This window comes from Microcystis sp. M_OC_Ca_00000000_C217Col (genome assembly GCF_007095585.1).
GTDB lineage: Bacteria > Cyanobacteriota > Cyanobacteriia > Cyanobacteriales > Microcystaceae > Microcystis > Microcystis panniformis.
This window is the reverse complement of the sequence record NZ_SFBV01000055.1, coordinates 1-18,460: the sequence shown is the minus strand read 5'-3', so window position 1 is coordinate 18,460 and position 18,460 is coordinate 1. Positions and strand designations below refer to the sequence as shown.

Sequence of the window (18,460 nt, the reverse complement as noted above, 5' to 3'; positions counted from 1 at the left end):
GTGCAAGGGTATTTTAGCAATTTTAGCCGTTTTCTGTCCCTTTTTCTTGACTTTTTGGGAATTTAATATGGCTGTAATCCTTATATCATAAGTATTTCACAGTTATTCAGCAAACCCTACCTAGTTAATAGGTTTTTAAGAACCAATAAATCTCACTTTTTCTACTCCTTCAATCATCTCTAAAGCCAATTGAGCAGAGGTAAATGAGCTACTATTTTTAATAGCTATAGCTAGGTTGTTAATATTGATGACCTTTTTATTTTCATCCCTCCAAGGAAAAACATGAGAATCAATGTTTTTACCACTTCTCAATTGTTTGTAGGTTTTCTTCTCATCATCCAAGTCTAGTCCGAAATGTAAGGTTTCTGGTTTTTGGTGAATATCTAATGTTTTGATTTCTCCCTTAAATAAACAGATTAAAACATTAGCAGAAAGACGTTCCATCCGTAGTAATTCAATCTTGTTTATATCATCTTCATTATAACCATCAACGAGTAAACCCGGCCAACCTGACACCACATCTGAACGGAGTAAAAAACCAGTTACTATGGGGTAATTGTTAACAGCAGGATTTGTTTTATTTTCTTGATCCTGTTTATGATCTGATGTAGTTACTCGACCAATACTAAAGGCTCCATCTAATAGGCATTCTATCCAAAGGGAATCAAGATAGAAGAAACGAATTGATTCTACAGGTAACATAAGTTCATCAGGAACCAGATAATTAAAAGGTACACCTTTAAGAAGACTTAAATCTTCAAACCAATTATAAATACTCTCAGGAAGTTCTGTATTAGGTTGATTGTAAACGGGTAAATGAGTTTCGATATTTTGTAAGCTTTGTCTATGAGTGCGTTTCCAATTATAGAGACTAACGGATAAATTTTTACTCTGTAAAGCGAGTAATCTTCCTAATTCCCAAGCAGCAGAGTATGAAACATCAAACATACCATTATCAGGATTATAGATGATTAATTCATCTGCTGTACGAATGGGTAAAGTGATGTTATTGTTAGGGTTGTTTCCTGTGATCAAAGGACTATGATACCAAGAGAAGGTTTTCCCTCCTTGTCGTAAAAAATGGGGTAAGGGAACATAACCCATAGATAGATATTTTTCGGCTTCAGTATTATTAACTTGTGGCAATCTTAGGGTACTAGGTTCTCGGTTAAGATGGATCAAAAGTCCTTTAAAACTTTGCTTTTCATCAATACAAGAAAAACTCCAACTTTTTAGGCTAACTAAACGAATATTATCATTATCTCCTGCTCCCTGAAAATCAAAACCGTTATTATTATAACGTCCTTCTAAAGAAACCAGATGGACGATACTTCTGCCACTTTTTTGAGGAAGTCTATTACAAATAATAACGGCTAATTCATCGCCGATTAATTTTCCTTGAGCATCTGTTCCTTGACGAACATGAGCAAGATAAGTTAAGTCTTCTTTAGGGGGTAAAATTTTTTCTAATAACTGTTTTTGGACATCAATAATTATTACTTTATCGTCTTCATGTTGTCCACTTTCTAGGGTAAAATTGGGAAATTTAGCGGGATAACTATTAATATTTTTTAAGGTTTCTAGGGTAATAATTTGAGTTTCTGGTGCTTCCGTTTCTTCAAATAATAATAAAGCTAACCAAGGAGTATTATTATTATTACTAATAGATTGACGTTCCCAAGGTAAGGTACTACGGTTTAGGATAATATGGGGTAAAACATTGGAATGTTCTCCTAAGCTACCATCAGGGGGAAATACAGCGTGGATGTCTGTAGGTTTTAAGTCAAATCTTTCTGCACCTACAGAAAATTTTCTAGTAATCTGAAAGGAGTTATTTGCTGTAATTTTTTCCTCTTTTATTTCTTGTGTAAGAGTAATCTCATAATCACCATCTTTTAAAGCTGGTTGATGATACTGAATAAATTCAATTTTAGTGGGTTCAGTTGTGGTAGTTTCTGGCATTTTTGACTCCTTTAATAATAATTAATTAACTAAAACTCCAATTTTAGGTAAACCTAAGAAATGATCGGCAATTGTTGCACTGAGATCAATTTCTTCACTGTTTAAATTTAGTGCTTTTAGTAAATTATCTCTGGTGTTGTTGACTGCGTTATCTACAATAGTGCTACTAATGTCTTTAGTGGTTTCCTCCTGAAAAGTGCCAATTGTCTGCCAATGATAAGCATTATCAATCGAAACAGGGCTAAATTGTAATTCACTGCGATTAATGGCTTGAGTTGCCCCCAGTTCTGGTTGTTTTTTAGGTTTAATTTCTAATCCAGATAGGGTATTTTCAATAAATTGATTACCATTCAAACTAGGGTTTAAAGATTCGCCCCAAAGTGCGATGGGAACTTTTTTAAATAGGGGAATACAAGTAAAATTTTTGTCAAATTCTGCTGAACTTAGAGACTTGCCATCTCTAGTTATACTAATCGTTAAATCTGAGGTTAATTGCTCCGATTTGACTTCCATTGGACTGATGCCAAATTGGGTATTACTTGCCGCGATTTGGATTTGATCGTCTTGAAGAGTTATATCTTTAGTATAGACAGCTTTCTTAGCAGGAATGACTGAATTAGTGACTAAGCAGAAATCTTTAGGATTAATGATCCCTAAATCTGTTTTATCATCTTGATTAACTTTTCTGACTAAACCCTCTTTAACGGCAATGGTACAAATAGCATCAGCAGCAGGGAGAAAAGAGGTTTTAAACTCATTCCAGTCAATGGCTGTGGGTGCTTGCGAGGCACTGCTACCAAAGCTCACATCAAAAGAAATAATCCAAAGATGAATATGGGCAATCCCTGTAAATTCGGGTCCCCAGATGTGTAAATCTGCCCCTAATTGAACGGTAATATGCTGAGTCCCGAAAAATTGGAAAGTATAGGAAACCCCCATATCAATATAGATAGAAATATCGTAGTGATAGGGTTTCCAAGACATGAGAAAGTCTGCCCCGGCGTTGAACCAAGCACTCAGAGGACCACTATTCCAAGTAGCTTGGAGGTTTCCCCCGGCCATGATAGCGGAAGGAGTCAAGGCAAAATAAGCATCTGCTTTGAGGTAAAGTTCACTGCTAACTTGCCAATTAAGCCCAAGGCGAGGTACTTTCGGGTAATGGTCTGGGACTTTAAAGAGGGGATGATAACCCCCTAAAGTGAGGACAAAATCTCCCTCATGGACGTTAGGGGCAAACCAGCCATAAAAGGCAAATCCTCCAGTGAGATGACAAGCTTGAGAAAGGATATAAGAGTTAGGAGTAAGTTGGGCAATAACGCCAATAAATCCTTCGGCGGGCAGAAAACTGGCTTTGAGGGCTAGTTGTACCTCGGCAACTGGGGGGACTCCTGCGCCTACATTTGGGGGGGCGATGAGGGTGGCTAAACCAAGTATATTAAGTTCAAAACGATTACCAAAAGCGACGGTAAGCAGGAGAAAAGAATCAATCAGTTTAAAAGAGGTGAATTTAATGCCGATGGCGAGGAATATTTGCCCAGTTTCGGGGGGGATATAGTCTCGGAGTTTGGTTAGTTCTCCTGTGAGTCGGGCGGCTTGGTCTGAGTTAGAACCCTCAGCAGGAGGAGGGTTAACCGCTTCGGCGACAAGGGGGAAGGTGGCAATTTGGTCAATGGTGGGGACTTTGAGGGCGCGGTTATAGCCAAAGCCGGCGGCTAATCCGGTGACGAAGAAGAAGGAGGGGCCACCGATGGGGTAGTCAAGAATGGCGTAGATAAAGAGGGAGGGATGCCCTTGAAAATAAGCATAGGACCCTATGGCGGAAAGTTTGAGGGCTTTGCCTTTGACGTTAAATTTGATAACGGCGGCACCGTCGTATTCGTCGTAGGTTTTTCCATCTTGGGTGGTGATTTTGGTTCTGAGGAATGCGCCACCAATTTCTAGTGTGTCGCCTCCTTTGTAATCAATGCCGATGCCTTTAAGGTCAAATTTGGGGTCAAATTGATTGAGGGGGGAGTTAACGGCAAGTCCATCAAGGGAGAGGGAAAGTCCAGCTAGGTTAAGACTAGCATCTAATAAAACCCAGATTTTTGAGTCTTGGTATTTTAGACCAACTCTCTGAAAGTGGACAGGCCCTAAGCTTTTTTGCAGTGTAAACCATTTGGTACTATCACTAATTGGGGTGGGAGTAGAGGAAGGGGTGACGACTGAGGGAGAAAGGTTATTATCCCGTGGGGGGGTTGTTCCTTCTATTTGACCATTATCTTTATTGATGGTGATGGGGAGTTCTAATTGTTGGATTTCGCTTCCGAGTTGAAGCGAGGGGATAAGGTCTAGACCTTGCTTAATATTGGTGGTGGGGAGTTGAATGCCTCCGTCGGTATATAAAGTGTTTAAGGCTTGTAATTCTGGGGCTGTAAAATCAGCTTTAGTTGCTAAGATTTGTAGGGAAATTTTCAGGGTTTGATTGGGAGGAAATTCTTGTCCGACTAAGGGGAGGTTAGAGAGGTTAATGCCACCATCAATATTTAAACCAAAGAGAAAGTTAGTTAAGGTTTGTTGTTTAGCATAGGCAAATAAGGCATCTTTTAGGCTTATTTCTAGTCCTTCTGGTATATCCTCTTTTAACTGAGAATCAATATAACCAATTAGGTCTTTAATTTTTATCGTCTGGTCATCATGGTAAGCGGCGAGGAATTTGGTAGAGGTTTGGTCAGTATCGAAAATGAGGGCAAATTTTAAGCTACCAATGGTGATATGTCCATCAAAGTGTTTTTGATAAGAACCGTCTAATTGTTGGGTAATATTAATTTGAAGAATTACATCAATTATTTCTTCTTCGATCTCCAATATAGATTCACAGGTAAAGTAGAAATTCTTTGTTTCAGTATTGAAATAAGTTGCTATATTTTCAACCACTAATCCCTCAATAGCTTTGGGAAAACCTTCATCTGTTATTCCAAAGGTTGTTACTAAATCTTTTATTAACAGTCCGATGGGAATTTGCTGTCCAGGTCTGGTACTTCCGGCAAAAGTCCAACCCCCACTTTCGTTGGCATTAGTCGCCAGCAGAATCAGATCTACCCCGGCAATAGTCAGAACACTGTTAATTGTAGCAAAGCTACCACCAAGGTTCTTTTCTATCTCTAGATGTAAATATTTAAGGGGTAAGATAGAAGTTCCTCCCAAGTTCAATTCCCAATCACTAGCCATCTCTATTTCAAAGGCGTATAACCCTTGTTTGATATCAGCACTTATCGCAAGGTCTAATATGGAGATGTGTGGCAGGTGAGCATTGGGGATTATTTCCTCAATGATTTGCTCTAAGGCGATGGTTTGATATAAGCCAAGTTCACCATAAAAAGCAAAGTCGGGAAAGACGGCTGAAGCGTTTACTAAACCCCCTCCCACATTAAAAGCGGATAGGAGATAAAAACGAATAGGAGTAGGATCTCCGGGACTAACTTCCCATCGTAATAATAAATCCTCAATTGTTAATGCTTTTCCTAATAAGGGTTGATTCCAGTTTGCTGTCGGACCGATACTTAAGACAATATAAGATACCCTAAGTGGACTTAGGGATAAGTGTAGGGATAATTCACGAATTTCTAGGGTACTTAATGAGTTTATTGCCAGAGGAAAGGTATCGCTATTGTTGGGTAAATGACCACTTAATAAGTTAGTAAAAGTGTCGAAACCGGGAAAAGGAATAGGTTCTGCATTTTCGATGATGAGTTGTGTACTCCCTACGGGCCAGACTATCTCTACGTTTTTAGGTGTTTTTGAGGTTCCTATGCTAACTCCCCCTAAAAAGCTAATCCCTGATCCTATATAGTTAGCATAAAGAGAGATGCTGGTATGCAAGACAAGTGAAGAAATCCCAAAACTGAAAATATCTTCATAGGTTTTAGTAAAATTTAGTTCTATCTCTAAGCGTATTTCTTCGTATTCAGGTTGTTGATTTAGATAGCCATAAAAAGGTAAAGATAAATCTTGATAACCTGCAAACTCTATTAGTGTATCTAAAAGTGGCATCTCAGAAAGTGCTATCTCTGAAACAAAATTTAGCCCCTGATGGATTTTACTAATATTTAAGGTAGTATCTAGTAATGTGAGATAGGATTTTGGGGTTTGATCTTTCTGAAAATTGTGGGAAGAAAAAACCAGTACCATCGGCTTATCAGCGGGAAATCGTAAGTCGTAAAAAAGTGAGGATTGATTACCCGCATCTGGACCTAAGTTGCCAAAATTAGTATAATCGGGAAGGTCTGGATAAGACCAAGAAAAATCCCAAACCTTCGGGAGAGTGGCTTTTAGTAGGTACTCTAACTGACCGTTATAGACAAAAAAAATGCCTTCGACAGCTTGCAGTCTTACCCCCAGTAATGAAGGGATTCTTGCTTGAAAATATAGGGAATCATCCGTTTCTGCAATGGTTTGTTTTACTGCCTCAAGTTGTAATATTTCTCCAGAAAAGGCTTGTTGAAGTTGATTAGCTAAAGCTGAACCGATGGCATTCTGATCCAGTGTTAAATGACCTAAGTTGAGTTGGTTTTTGATAGATTGAAGGTTGGGATTGATCATATAAATAGGTTTGTTTTTTAATGGGATAGATTGATTTACAGTTTCTTAGCATTTGAAACCATACTTTGTTGTTTTTTTAATCTTTTCTTTTCATCCCCAGGTAAAGTTGCTTTTTCTTCTTCTGTTTCTTTAATCTGTCTCTTCAGGCTTTCGACTTGTTCCCCAATGCTGTCAACTTCCATTTTAGGGTTCGCCTTCTTAAGTTCTTCTTTCATGACCCCAATTTTCGTTGCTATATCTTTCTGAATTTTCGATATTTCTTCAATAGTTTCTGTCAAATAATTAATTTTTTTCAACAAAACTGAATCTTTAATAATCAATTTAAGTTGGCTTTGATTTTGCTGTTCTACGGTCATATTTTTAGAATCTTCTGCAATTTTATGGTCAATAGTTATTTGAGATTGAATGTCAGTATTAGCATTTTTAAGCAATTCTTGTAGCATATTGCAATTTTCCTCTAGTTGCTCTAGATTTATGTTTGCAAAATTAGGATTAGGGTTTGCTAGAATTCCCTTTATTTCGGATATTTTTTGTTCTATTTGTTCTGCAAACTTGTCTATTGACTTCAGATTATTGAATATTTCATTTAGTTTTCGATCTAAATCTAAAACTCTGCCGATAATCCCCGCTTCTTCCTCGCTAGGTAGCAGTTTTTCTACACGGCTTTTAATTTTTTGCTTGTACTCAGACTCTTTACCCATTGCTATATACAACGCTCTTTCTACCATGTAATCAAGGATCTGGCATTCATGTAAGTTTATGCTTTCACTTTGAGCATCGTAGATGTGGTCAAACACCTTTTTCCCATCATAATAAAGCTTGTAGCGCATCCAACGGGCTATTGGTAGATACATGAAAAAATGTTTTTCCAAATTGTGCCGGAACTGGAAAAGCTGTTTCTTTTTATCTAGATTAGTAGCAGAATCGCTAATTGCATCTGACAATTTCTTAAAAGCTGTTCTAAGAGCCTCATCATCTATGTTACCAGAAGCATTTGTTTTAAATTTTAATCTATATTCATCTGGGGATACATTAGGAACTTTTTCAAAGAATTCGCTTTGTTGATTTTTTACCGTATGATCTGTAACACCAGTCAATAAAGTTTTATTTAATTTGTCTTGCGTATAACTTACTCCTGTTACCCATGTACCCGCATTCGGTATCAAATAAGCCGTAATTCGGGCTTTTAATTTACTTCGTTCAACTTCTTTAAAATCGGTTTTATTTTGACTGACGCGACGTTGACCAGTTTCAATCGCCAGTTGTTCAGTGTTGCAGTGTTTACTACCAGAAACAAAATTACCCAATTCTTCTGGACCGCCATCCCCATGACCAAACAGGTGACACCATTCTTGATCGGTTTTTAAACTAGAAGCATCAACAGTAGCATTTGCATTTAGTTCATTATCTTTGCGCCATTGCTCCTTAACAGCATTATCATTAAGCTGTCCTAGTACATATTTAGCAAAGGAGGTAGCCGATAATTTAGAATCAGTTATTTTAGGCGTGATATTACTGGCTTTCATCCCAGGATATACATGAAAATTACTCAAGGCTTCTGCCATCGTTTTCCCCGCATCTACTCGTTCATTTTCGTTAACACCTAAAGTGAGATCTTCTCCAACAGCGTTGAACTTTTTCCAGACTCGGTAGCCAGTATTGTCTAACTTTACAGATATTTCAATTTCTTTGATATCAAATTTATAATCATAACCAGGAATGCTCGGATTCGTAACGCGAGGCGGAAATGGGTCTTTTAGAGGCTTATTTCTCTTAGGTTCTGACGGATTAAATGTTTTATAATATTGAATCAAACTATTTATACTACCAATGACAGGATTCTTAAATCCATCTTTTTTGACTTTGTCGTAAGGCCAATTAGTAGGGTAGAAAGCATCAGATGTGTTAGTTGTGCGGTTTTGTTGAATTTTTGGACGATTAGCTGATGTTACTAAAAACTCTGGATTTAATTCAAACAAATAACTCCATAATTTTGCTAAGGGAAAATTTGCATCTCCATCAGGCAAATTAATTAACCATTTATAGTTTACCTCATTCACCCTATCGGCACGCATAGGATAGCCACTACTTCCACGCCCTCCCTCGCTTATATTTACGGCGGAGATATGCCCCATTAAAGTTCCCCCGTTATCGTGGTAAAAACAGTGATAGTTTCCCTTAGGAAGCTCGCAAGCCGCCTGATGTGCTAAGTCTTTAGCTTTTTCTGTTTCTTTATCATTTCTTTCAGTATCATCTTTTCCATCATCCTTTTTGAAATGAATTCTGTTCTTCAACAAGTTACTCTCTGTTTTCAACTGAAAGACATTTTGTATAGTTTTAGTTACAGTATTCTTCCCCTTCTCCTTATCACCCAACTTATTGATTTGACCTCTTAATTCCCACAAATAACGATATTGCTCATTTCCTTTTCCTAAAAAATATTCAGCGTCTTCGTTATCACGCTCTTCATCTTTATTTTTTATTTTTTCATCATACTTGTAAGTTCGCTTTATCTCATAATCATTAGAACCATCTTTTTTTCCGTATTTATATCTTTGGGTATCTTCACTATTATCCAGAAAAAGCAATCTAGCGTTAGGATTTACATAAACACCGTAATATAAGTCAGTGCCATTTGTATAAGATCCCTCTGGGCTGATAGCAATGGCTGGCACGATTAAGGTTTGATCCTGAAGGGGTTTTTCATTTGTTATCCAGTGTTTTCCTCCTATCTTATTACCTGTACTATTATCAAATCTTACAAAAATTTTATTGAGCAAATTTGCATTTACAATGCGTAATCGGTTCAGTATTGTTTGATTGTCAGCACTATCTTTTACCTCATTGTCACCTTCGAGCCATTTCCAGTAGTATTTATTTTCTTCATCGGCTATTCGAGCTAAAAGTGTGTCAACATCTTTAGAAAGATGGGTGTCTTGTAAGATATAGCCAATGAGGCAATCATTGAAGTTGCATTCCTTTCCCCAGAACTCTTTCATTGAAGTCTCAAACTCCGAAGATATTTTTTCGTTCCTCGTGGGTTCTGGTTCGTTTTTAGGCTTAAAATCGGTTTTAAGCTTAAAAGTTGTTAAAGCCGCTTTGAGTATAGATTGATAGTAATCTGTTATGGTAAGCGTTTGTGTGGTATTAATTGTAATGACATTAATAACATTGTCTTTAAACTCAACTCGATCATCTGTTTCGATTTTTATAGCTTGGAAGTTTCCCATGATTTGACCTACCTGTTAATAGATTAATAAATTGTGAAGAAGATTAAGATTTATCTGCGATCGCTTTTGATTTTCTCTTTTAGGGGGGATGGGGTGCGATCGCTTTTGATTTTCTATTTTCATAGAATTATTCCCTCTTTACGAATATTCCTAAGCAAAGGACCAGAACGATGAATGAATCGGTATTCATCCATAAATATACAACTGATTACCGAATCTTTTTCTAAAGATAAACTGGCTATAATGGAGCCAGTTTTTTCAATTTCTTCACTGGCATTTACTTCTCCTTTGAGAACCACTAAGACATCAATATCAGAGTCTGGATGCGCGTCACCCCTGGCCTGAGAACCAAACATGATCAACTGTTTAAGGCGATCACCGTAATGATTTTTTAATTCTCGTTTCAGTCGAGCGAGAATGGTTTTTAGGGTATCATTGACAATCGTTAATGTCATGCTTAATCATTCTTTTAGGGTAGGGGTTGAATTAGGAGGGTGCTGCCCTCGGCAGCTCCCTTCGATACGCTTTCCGCATTTTAACATAGGACTAGAATAAAGAGCGATTATTTCAATATCTTTTAATTTCTTAATCCGTCATATTTATGATCATAATTTTAGCAATTTGTTTGAGAATTTGCAAGATATCCTCTAACTGATTTCTCCGGGGTAAAAGCAGGGAAAAAATGTTAGAAAAGTCATATTGAGGAACGCCTTGGATCAGCATTTTAATAAACATAAATTCATCACCGTTACCTATCAAACCATAGACAGGGATTTGAGGGTTAGGATTTGCCATCATGTAAGTCATTATTTGCGGTAATGCAACGGGAAAAGCAATGGTAGATTTAGACTCAATGATTAACACCCACAGTTGTGGAGCAATAATTAAAGTATCAATTCTCCCCCGTAAGATTTCCTCCTCTTCTTCTATTTCTAGTTCAACACTTGCTTCCGTGGTGACATAGAAAGGTTCATCATATAAACCCGCCAAAGTTAGTAAAGGAGAAATGAGTAATTGATTGATCACTCCTTCTGCTAAAGGACTTCTCTCTCTATGGCGTTCAAATCGTCTTTTGATTTGCTCTAAGGTTTCTTTTTCTTGAGTAGTTAAATCAGGTAAGTCCTGTTGCCATTCATTAAAAAATTGATCGTTATCTGTAGCAGATAAATTAAACTTTTGCTTTAGAACAGCCAAGGTGGTGATAGTTTTAGAAATTGGGTAAGTCTGTATCATGCTTAACATAATCTTTTGTTTAGTTTATCGTTCATAATTATTCATTTAATGTAGCTCCAATCCTCCAAGCAAAAATTCGATAGCTACCTTTGAAAAAACGTTGACTTTTCCTTTCCGGTCCATAAGTTGAAGTATTGTCTGCAGCAAAAACGGCCTGTCCTGCTGTTGCAAAATCAAAAGTATTATGGTCTGGCATCAATAAATAATAACCACAATAGCTATTTTGGAAGTCACCATCATTGACTCTACGAAGTGTCGTTTTTGCATCCCATATTCTGCCATTAGTATCTTTAAAAAGAATTTGAGTAACTAATAAGAAAGTTCCTAAGTTATGCTCTTTCTTATAATTTTTATTTATTTCAACATCAAACCAACCACTATCATAATTGGCAATAAGTTGACCTAGAGAAAATTTGCCTGTGATCGCTGTATCTCCCTTTACTTTCAATTGTTCAGTCCCTGGAGTAATACCCATGCCAACCTTGCCGCGCTCATCAAACAAAATGGGTGATTTTTCTATCGTACAAATAAAAGTTCCATCCCAATAACCCGGAATATTTTCATAGCGTATATAAAGATTGGTCTGACCAGAAGGAAGAGAAGAAATGATCTTACTAATTGTTAATTCAATACCCTGTTCCTGTCGTAACTCAACGTTTTCTTCATTTTGATTAGTTATTGTCCAAGTTGGCGATTCTCCTTGAGTCTCTTTAACAATTTTCCACTCCTCTATATGTCTTGCCGTCAGTCGAAAATCTGTTCCTTGAATACCTATTCCTTGTACTTGACTTGTGGTTCCCAAAGCCCAATCTTTATTCTGCCCTTCTTCTTGAACATCAAAAGAGATAATAAACTTAGAGGCATTATCCCCCTTACTATCTGGAATCAAAGGAATAGATTTATCTTTTAATACATTAACAATTCGCAAAGTTAACTTATTTGTCGTTGTGCCATCATTCAAAATCCGATTAGAGCCTACAAAACTGACATGAAGCGGAATATTTTTCTTACCCCGATGATCGATAACACTGAGGTTTTTTTCTCGGTAATAATGAGTTAAAGTCTCTCCTTGATAAGTAAACTCTGGACATAAAAACTCAACTCTGGTTGTTCTTGCCCCTCCCGCTGCTGAAGCACTGACGTTTGGCAGGGTTAAAGTAACGACCTCATTAGCTGATAAAGTAGTATTAGTTGTTAAGAAATAGAGAGAAACTATCCCATCTGCTTGAGTAACAGGATGACTCATACTCCAATTACTTTGAGGTTTTAAAGCCAATTGCTGTAAAGATTTAGGTGATAGAGTATCAGGTCTAAATCTTAATTCAAAATGATAATTATTTTGACTGACTGCTCCACTTTTTGCCAGTAAAGTAATCCCTTGTTCTGTATTATTAGCAATTTCTAAAACCAGTTCTTCTCCCTTAGTATCATTTTCAATAAAGATAATGGACTCTTTATTGTCCCCTTCATATAAGTCAAAATCAAGAGGATAGGCAAGATTAAAAGCGGCGATCGCAGTTAAATCATCATTCATATCCTGTTTAATTTCTTCTGGGAATAATGCCTTATTATAGATGCGGAGATGAGCAATTGTTCCCGCAAAATAGTTAGCATAAGCTTCATTGCTTCCTCCTCTACGTGCTAGATAAAGAGGTGAATCATTTTGTGTTTGAGATTGGGTTGTATCATCCGTACTATTTTCTTCATGTCCATCTAAATAAAGCCGTAACTTGCTACCTTCTTTCACAAAAGCAATGTGATAAAATTGCTCACTATTAAGTTGGGTTGTGGTGGTGACAGCGGGATTATTAGAACCATCATATCTTGCTGCATGGATTCTTTGCTCATTACGCAAATATCTGATGACATAGGGATAACCTCCACTACCATTCCATTTTTCAATAATATCGTTGTCACCATTGGTTTTAAATGGTTGTTCTTTGGCTATTTTTATCCAACTGGCAACGGTAAAATCTTGATTAGTTGCAAAGTTAATGTCCTCTGAATTAGGAATTTCTATATAGTCTTGTCTTCCATCAAAAATGAAACAACTGCCAAAATGTTCATCACTTACAAATTGGGGATTACCATGACTCCTATATTGGCTCTCAGTAAAAGCTGAAACATTCTCACTTGACGCTAAGAAATTCTCAGTTAAAGCACTGCGAACTCTCTGATTACCTCCATCAGGGATAATTGTATCTAGTTTTAGATGTAAAACTAAGTCATTGCTTGCGTTACTCATAATTGATACTCCTTGGTTTAAAAAATTAGCGGGTGAATCTTGAATAAAGTTAGGGATTAGGACTATTAGGGTTTGGTGGCTCTTTTTTTAGGCTTAACTTTAACCATCCCTCTCGAATTTCTTGCTTGCCAGAGAAGATAGCATTAACATTAGTTTGACCTATTTTGTCAGCAGTTGACCATTGCTCTTTTTCTTTCTCTAACCATGACCACTGATAACCGACTTCATCAGGTAAAGCTAAATTAATCTTACCATAATCTGTCAAGATAGGAGCAGAGAAGAAAGTAATTTCTATTTTCTCTAACGCTTGTTGATATTGATCCGGGGGAATATCAATTGATTTCGTCGGTAAAATTCCAGTAGTTGCGTGAACTTTTCCTCTGGGATCGATGAGCATAGTCAACAGGGTAGGAGGAGCTTTTACATTAAGATAAATGTGCCAAGGATTGTTAGCATTATGAAATTTAATTGCAGAATGATCAACTCCCTCTAAATCACTTTGAGGGGCATAAAATACATCCTTGAGACTTCCATCATCCCCTTCCAACCAATAACCTAATAAACCATCATTTAACTGTTTATATTCCCCTAAACGAATCGGAAACTTGACCTTTTCAAAGCCATCTGTTTCTCGCCAATTACGTCTTAAATCTTGCCAAAATACTCCCCAATCTTGGTTAATAGCTGGAAGTCCCTCTAATTCCAAATTTAAAGAAGCTCTGACTAGGGCAATAGGTCGTCCCATTAACAGTGCTAAACCTTGATTTTGCGCTGAATTTTCGGGATCAATGTTTTCTAAACCACTATCTAAAGCCGAAATAAAATTAGACAAAAATTCTGCCCCCTGCTTAATAATATAGTTAATCACTTTTTGTAAATGATCATCAATTTGTAAATGATCATCAATTTTATCAACGGTGATAACCGTATTTTCTCCCGGCGCAGCTTGCCATTTTGCTAATTGATTAATCGAACCCAACGCCTTACCTTGATTATCATAGATAGCGAGACTATTATCTAAATTATTAGGCAATATCCAGCCACAAATAGGAGTAGTAGCTGGATGACTATTCATTTCCTGTTCCCCTTCAATTGCAGATAACCAACGGAAATTAATACGCGCCGGTTGTACCAAACGAGGGGGTAAAGATATCAGATAGGGACTGCCTGGAGTCGTCATCTGTTCAGGAGTGATAATATTTCTAATATCTAAATCCTTCACTTGTCCAAAAGTATCCACCAACCGTAACCGCAAAATCTTCATTACCCCTGAGCGAATTGGGTTAAAATCATTTAAAGGTTCTGGCGCACTACGGACACTTTGTTGTACCATTTCTTTTATTTCATTTGTAAAAGGCTGATAATCATTAAATCCTAAAGGATCAGCAATAGGTAACTGTAAGGTCTGTTTGTGCATCAATAAAGCCTCGTTAAACCCTCCTAAAGCTTGAGATAGACAATTTAGGCTTAAAAGATTTTGATAAGCTCTAATGGCAGTATAAATGGGGTCTTTAGCTTTTTGATCCGAGAATAGATTAGTGAAAATTAAATTAGGATTACTAGGATCATAACAGGGTTTTTGCTCATACCAAGCTTGAATGGCTTGAATCTTTTCTTGTTGGTCTAAGTTGGTCAAAGAATTTGGTTTGTCCTTATACCAATCTTGGATTCTTTTTTGGTAAGCTTCTTCTTGTTCAGACAGGTTTAGTTCGTAATATTCTTTAGCCTCATCAGGTAATTGTTTCTTTAAATAAACTTCTATTTTTTCCTTAAGCTTAATTCCGGCATGGGGTGTTAAAATACTCCGACCACTATAAACATTAGCAGCTTTAAGAACAGCCCCCTTTCCGTACTGTAAAGAAAGCTCTGGCTCGTTTTCTTTCAAGGTATAATTACCCGTAATAAACTCAGCATCATATTGATGATTATAGATGCCATGATTACAGCCATTTTGGAGGGGAAAAACTTCTACCTCCCACTCTAGTAAAAACGGATGCCAAGGTTGTTCTTCCCAAGTGTTAAAGCCAATATGTTCCCCTTTTTTATTGTTTTCTATCTGATCAATTTTACCGAGAATAGACGAAAATCCATTGAGAAAAATGTCCTCTTCCTGTTGTAAAATCTCACATTCTAACAGTCCATCATCCCTCAATCTTCCATCTTGTCCATGGCGAATGGTGGGTTTTACCCCTTCCCCCGCCATCAAGACAACTGGTTCTGTTGGTTGCCAATAACGGGAACCGGCAATAGGTTTCAGGGTATAAGGTGGTGGAGCTTTTAAAATTAGCTGAGGGAAAGAAACTTCTAAAAGCAGACGATTGCAACGGACTAATTCTTCTTCGTTTTTAGTAAAAATTAAATTTAAGGCATCTATAATTTCTCCTTGGTTTTTCCCTGCAATTTTACTGGACAAATCGGGGATTAACTGCTCAATTCTTTTAATTGGCTCTGTTTCGTTTTTAGTAAAAATTAAATTTAAGGCATCTATAATTTTTCCTTGGTTTTCCCCTGCAATTTTACTGGCCAAATCGGGGATTAACTGCTTAATTCTTTTAATTGGCTCTGTTGTTCCCTGTTCTAACTGATTAATCAATTTTTCCCAGTCTAAAATATCACTAACTTTTAATTTACACTGGGTAATATTTACTTGAGTAATCGCCTGTTGTAATTGAGTTAAAGATTTATTCAATAACTTTTCATAATTCTCTAGATCATTCAGTTTTGCCTTTAAAGGTTCAATTCCCTTCTCCTCAATATAATATTTAACTTCATCAATATCAGGATACTGAGCGGTGCTACCTTGGGGGGGATAAGCACTTAACATATACTTATACCAATCAGAAAAGAGTTGCCGACGCATTGACTCAATTTCATCGAAAGTGCAGTCATATTTCTGTTGAGAGAGATTAAGCTGATTCAGTTTAGGAGCTATATTATCGGGTAAAGTAACTTCGCTCTGAGCTTGAGCATCTTCAGCATTTGCTGTTGTAGTGTTTGTGCTTCCTAAAGTAATTGTCCATATTCTGCCAGATGAGACCGCATTAAACCCTTTTTCATGGCGTGCTTCCTCAAACTTAGCCGTTAGATCAAACTGCCGATGTTCTAGACTAGAAGATAGGGTTAAAGCTTCTAATTGATCTTCAATAATAGATCGAGAATTGTTGTCAATTTTTTGACCTAAATAAGCGGATAATGCCTCCGTTCCCGTATTTCCTACAGCCACTTCTACCGAAATTTCTCTCTCTGTATTGGTTGGAGACGCAAACTTTAAGCGGGCATAGCAAAGCATTCTTTGAGGTATTTGTTCATTGCTTTTAACGGGAATGTCCCACTTGAATTCTTCTTGTATCGCTTTGATTAATTCTTGTGTAGTTAATTGAGATTTTGATTTGATGAATTGATTGAAATAATCCTTTTCTAAGTGACGATACCACCCAATCACATCATACTGTAAACTATCAGTAGGTTGAGGAGAATAATCATCATAAAATCCAAAAACGCTGTGACAATTGGGATAAAAAGCCGCAAAAGTCGGTTCACCATAACCTACGGCAGTTAATAAGGGTAAGTATTCAGCCTTGGGATCATTTTCTAACCAAGCTTCTATAGGCAGTTTGCGACCTAAATAGCGAAATGGTTGATGATTACCATTACCATTTTTTATCTCAATGGGATAAACAATACTACCTAACTGCTCCCCTTCTCCTTCCCGATAAAGATAATCACTCTCCACTACCCATTGACGTTTTTTGCCGTTAAGAGTGCGTGTTACTAACCAGCGATTAGGAACTGATGGGAAAACTGTCTTTTTATCGCTATCTTGAATCCCTTTTGTTAAAGCATCGGGTAACGCCCAATGTAAATGGATTCCCGCTTTCAGGTAGAGATTTTGATTTTGAAAGGGTTGGGAAACAATCTCCTCGCTGATATGAGCAATATTCGGATTTACGTCTCTTTTTCTATTAAAATAAGGAACTATGCTCAAATCTGCCATCGCCTCTACAACTAGGCGATCTCTTTTCAGATAGAGAGCATCCAAATGAATAGGAATCATTAAAATACTATTGACCATGTTCTAATTAGGATTACAAGCATTTACTGTTGCTCTGATTCTAACAGGTTTAGTTTTCTAATGTTATAATGTTTAGTGTTTATTCACAAATCAGATTTATTTTTTCGGGTGCATCTCATAAGTAGGGTTGGCTGAATAAATCTAAAAACCGATGCTCTAAGTAGTTGGACAAAAGTAAAGTTAACTGTGGGGTAAGGAGTCGGTCGTCGGTCGTCAGTCCCGATGCCAAAGTTGGCACCGCCAAGCCTGAAAGTGGTACTTTTCCCTCCTGCCCCCTGCCTCTTTCAAGTCGGTCGTCAGTAAGAATTGCGGCAATTTACATTTCTTAAGATAGACAACAGAATTTATGTCAGACTACTTAACAAATATATCTTGACCACTATTCCTTGCGCGATAAACGAGCTTCGGCGGGTCTTGTTGCCAGAAAAAGTATGGGTCTTAGGAACTAGGACTCCTGCTTGGGTCGGGACAGAGCCTTGCAACCAGGAAAAAGCTACTAAGTGAGACATAATTTCTTAGTCTCACTTAGTAGAGGATGTTGGGTTTTACTTCCCGCAACCCAACCTTGTATCTTGAGAAGCAGGCAACCCGTCCCAACCTAGGTAAAAAATACCGCTTTGTAGCTTGGGTGCCTATATTCTGAAAAAGGGCTTGTACATCCAGTTCAACCGAGGTGCTTGACACCGTTAGGTAGCCACCGGAGCCACGCCGTCATCCCGAGGATACAAGCTCGAACAATCGCGCTTAGGCTTTAAACCTCCTATTCGCAAGGACGAGTATTCAAAGGGACAAAATAACTCAATCCTAGTAACGCTCTTCTGGGACTTTCGGAAATCCCTAACCGAATCCAGATTCTGAAACCCTTGGTTGACAAGTGATGGCTAACTTTTTTTCTAATAAAAACTCAAATTTAGGGTTTCTGTTAGTTAGCGATAGCTTGAAGGCTTACTCCATAAGAGAGCTAGGGTTTAGAGACTGTAAGACTTTTGCCAGACTCCCTCCAAGAGCGTTATAAACTTTGACATCCTCACCGCCGTAAACGGACGGTGATTCCCAAACCTCACGATTTAGGTTTCTGCTTCTTTCCCGAAGGATTTTTCGCACCTGCCTTAACAGATTTACTCTGTTCTGGTCTTA

Annotated in this window: 7 protein-coding genes; all 7 read right to left on the bottom strand. The window is 37.5% G+C overall.

Going from position 1 to position 18,460, the window contains the following annotated elements; translation table 11 throughout:
• Window positions 1–135: 135 nt before the first annotated feature.
• The 7 genes from EWV66_RS03350 to EWV66_RS03320 all read right to left on the bottom strand — a co-directional run bounded on the left by EWV66_RS03350 (window position 136) and on the right by EWV66_RS03320 (window position 17,323).
• Window positions 136–1,962: a hypothetical protein gene (locus EWV66_RS03350; RefSeq protein WP_052275612.1), complete on the bottom strand. Its 1,827-nt coding sequence runs from the start codon at window positions 1,960–1,962 to the stop codon at window positions 136–138.
• A 21-nt stretch (window positions 1,963–1,983) separates the two neighbouring features.
• The gene (locus EWV66_RS03345) at window positions 1,984–6,543 is read right to left on the bottom strand and encodes a DUF6603 domain-containing protein (protein WP_287107719.1); all 4,560 of its coding nucleotides are present in this window, start codon (window positions 6,541–6,543) and stop codon (window positions 1,984–1,986) included.
• Window positions 6,544–6,578: 35 nt separating this feature from the next.
• Complete coding sequence (locus tag EWV66_RS03340) at window positions 6,579–9,773, bottom strand: coiled-coil domain-containing protein (protein WP_287107720.1); 3,195 nt, start codon at window positions 9,771–9,773, stop codon at window positions 6,579–6,581.
• A 119-nt stretch (window positions 9,774–9,892) separates the two neighbouring features.
• Complete coding sequence (locus tag EWV66_RS03335) at window positions 9,893–10,228, bottom strand: nucleotidyltransferase domain-containing protein (protein ID WP_052275615.1); 336 nt, start codon at window positions 10,226–10,228, stop codon at window positions 9,893–9,895.
• 130 nt (window positions 10,229–10,358) lie between these two features.
• On the bottom strand, window positions 10,359–11,015 hold the full coding sequence (locus EWV66_RS03330) for a type I restriction endonuclease subunit R (RefSeq protein ID WP_249264894.1): 657 nt from the start codon (window positions 11,013–11,015) through the stop codon (window positions 10,359–10,361).
• A gap of 28 nt (window positions 11,016–11,043) precedes the next feature.
• Window positions 11,044–13,251 (bottom strand): LamG domain-containing protein, encoded by a 2,208-nt coding sequence (locus EWV66_RS03325; RefSeq protein WP_287107721.1) that lies wholly within the window; start codon window positions 13,249–13,251, stop codon window positions 11,044–11,046.
• A 49-nt stretch (window positions 13,252–13,300) separates the two neighbouring features.
• A complete protein-coding gene (locus tag EWV66_RS03320) occupies window positions 13,301–17,323 on the bottom strand; it encodes a hypothetical protein (protein WP_287107722.1) in 4,023 nt (1,340 codons plus the stop codon).
• Between the last annotated feature and the right edge of the window lie 1,137 nt (window positions 17,324–18,460).

Excerpts from the sequence above, each read along its gene's own strand:
- EWV66_RS03350 (WP_052275612.1), bottom strand. The coding sequence starts at position 1,962 with ATGCCAGAAACTACCACAACTGAACCCACTAAAATTGAATTTATTCAG.
- EWV66_RS03345 (WP_287107719.1), bottom strand. The coding sequence starts at position 6,543 with ATGATCAATCCCAACCTTCAATCTATCAAAAACCAACTCAACTTAGGT.
- EWV66_RS03340 (WP_287107720.1), bottom strand. The coding sequence starts at position 9,773 with ATGGGAAACTTCCAAGCTATAAAAATCGAAACAGATGATCGAGTTGAG.
- EWV66_RS03335 (WP_052275615.1), bottom strand. The coding sequence starts at position 10,228 with ATGACATTAACGATTGTCAATGATACCCTAAAAACCATTCTCGCTCGA.
- EWV66_RS03330 (WP_249264894.1), bottom strand. The coding sequence starts at position 11,015 with ATGTTAAGCATGATACAGACTTACCCAATTTCTAAAACTATCACCACC.
- EWV66_RS03325 (WP_287107721.1), bottom strand. The coding sequence starts at position 13,251 with ATGAGTAACGCAAGCAATGACTTAGTTTTACATCTAAAACTAGATACA.
- EWV66_RS03320 (WP_287107722.1), bottom strand. The coding sequence starts at position 17,323 with ATGGTCAATAGTATTTTAATGATTCCTATTCATTTGGATGCTCTCTAT.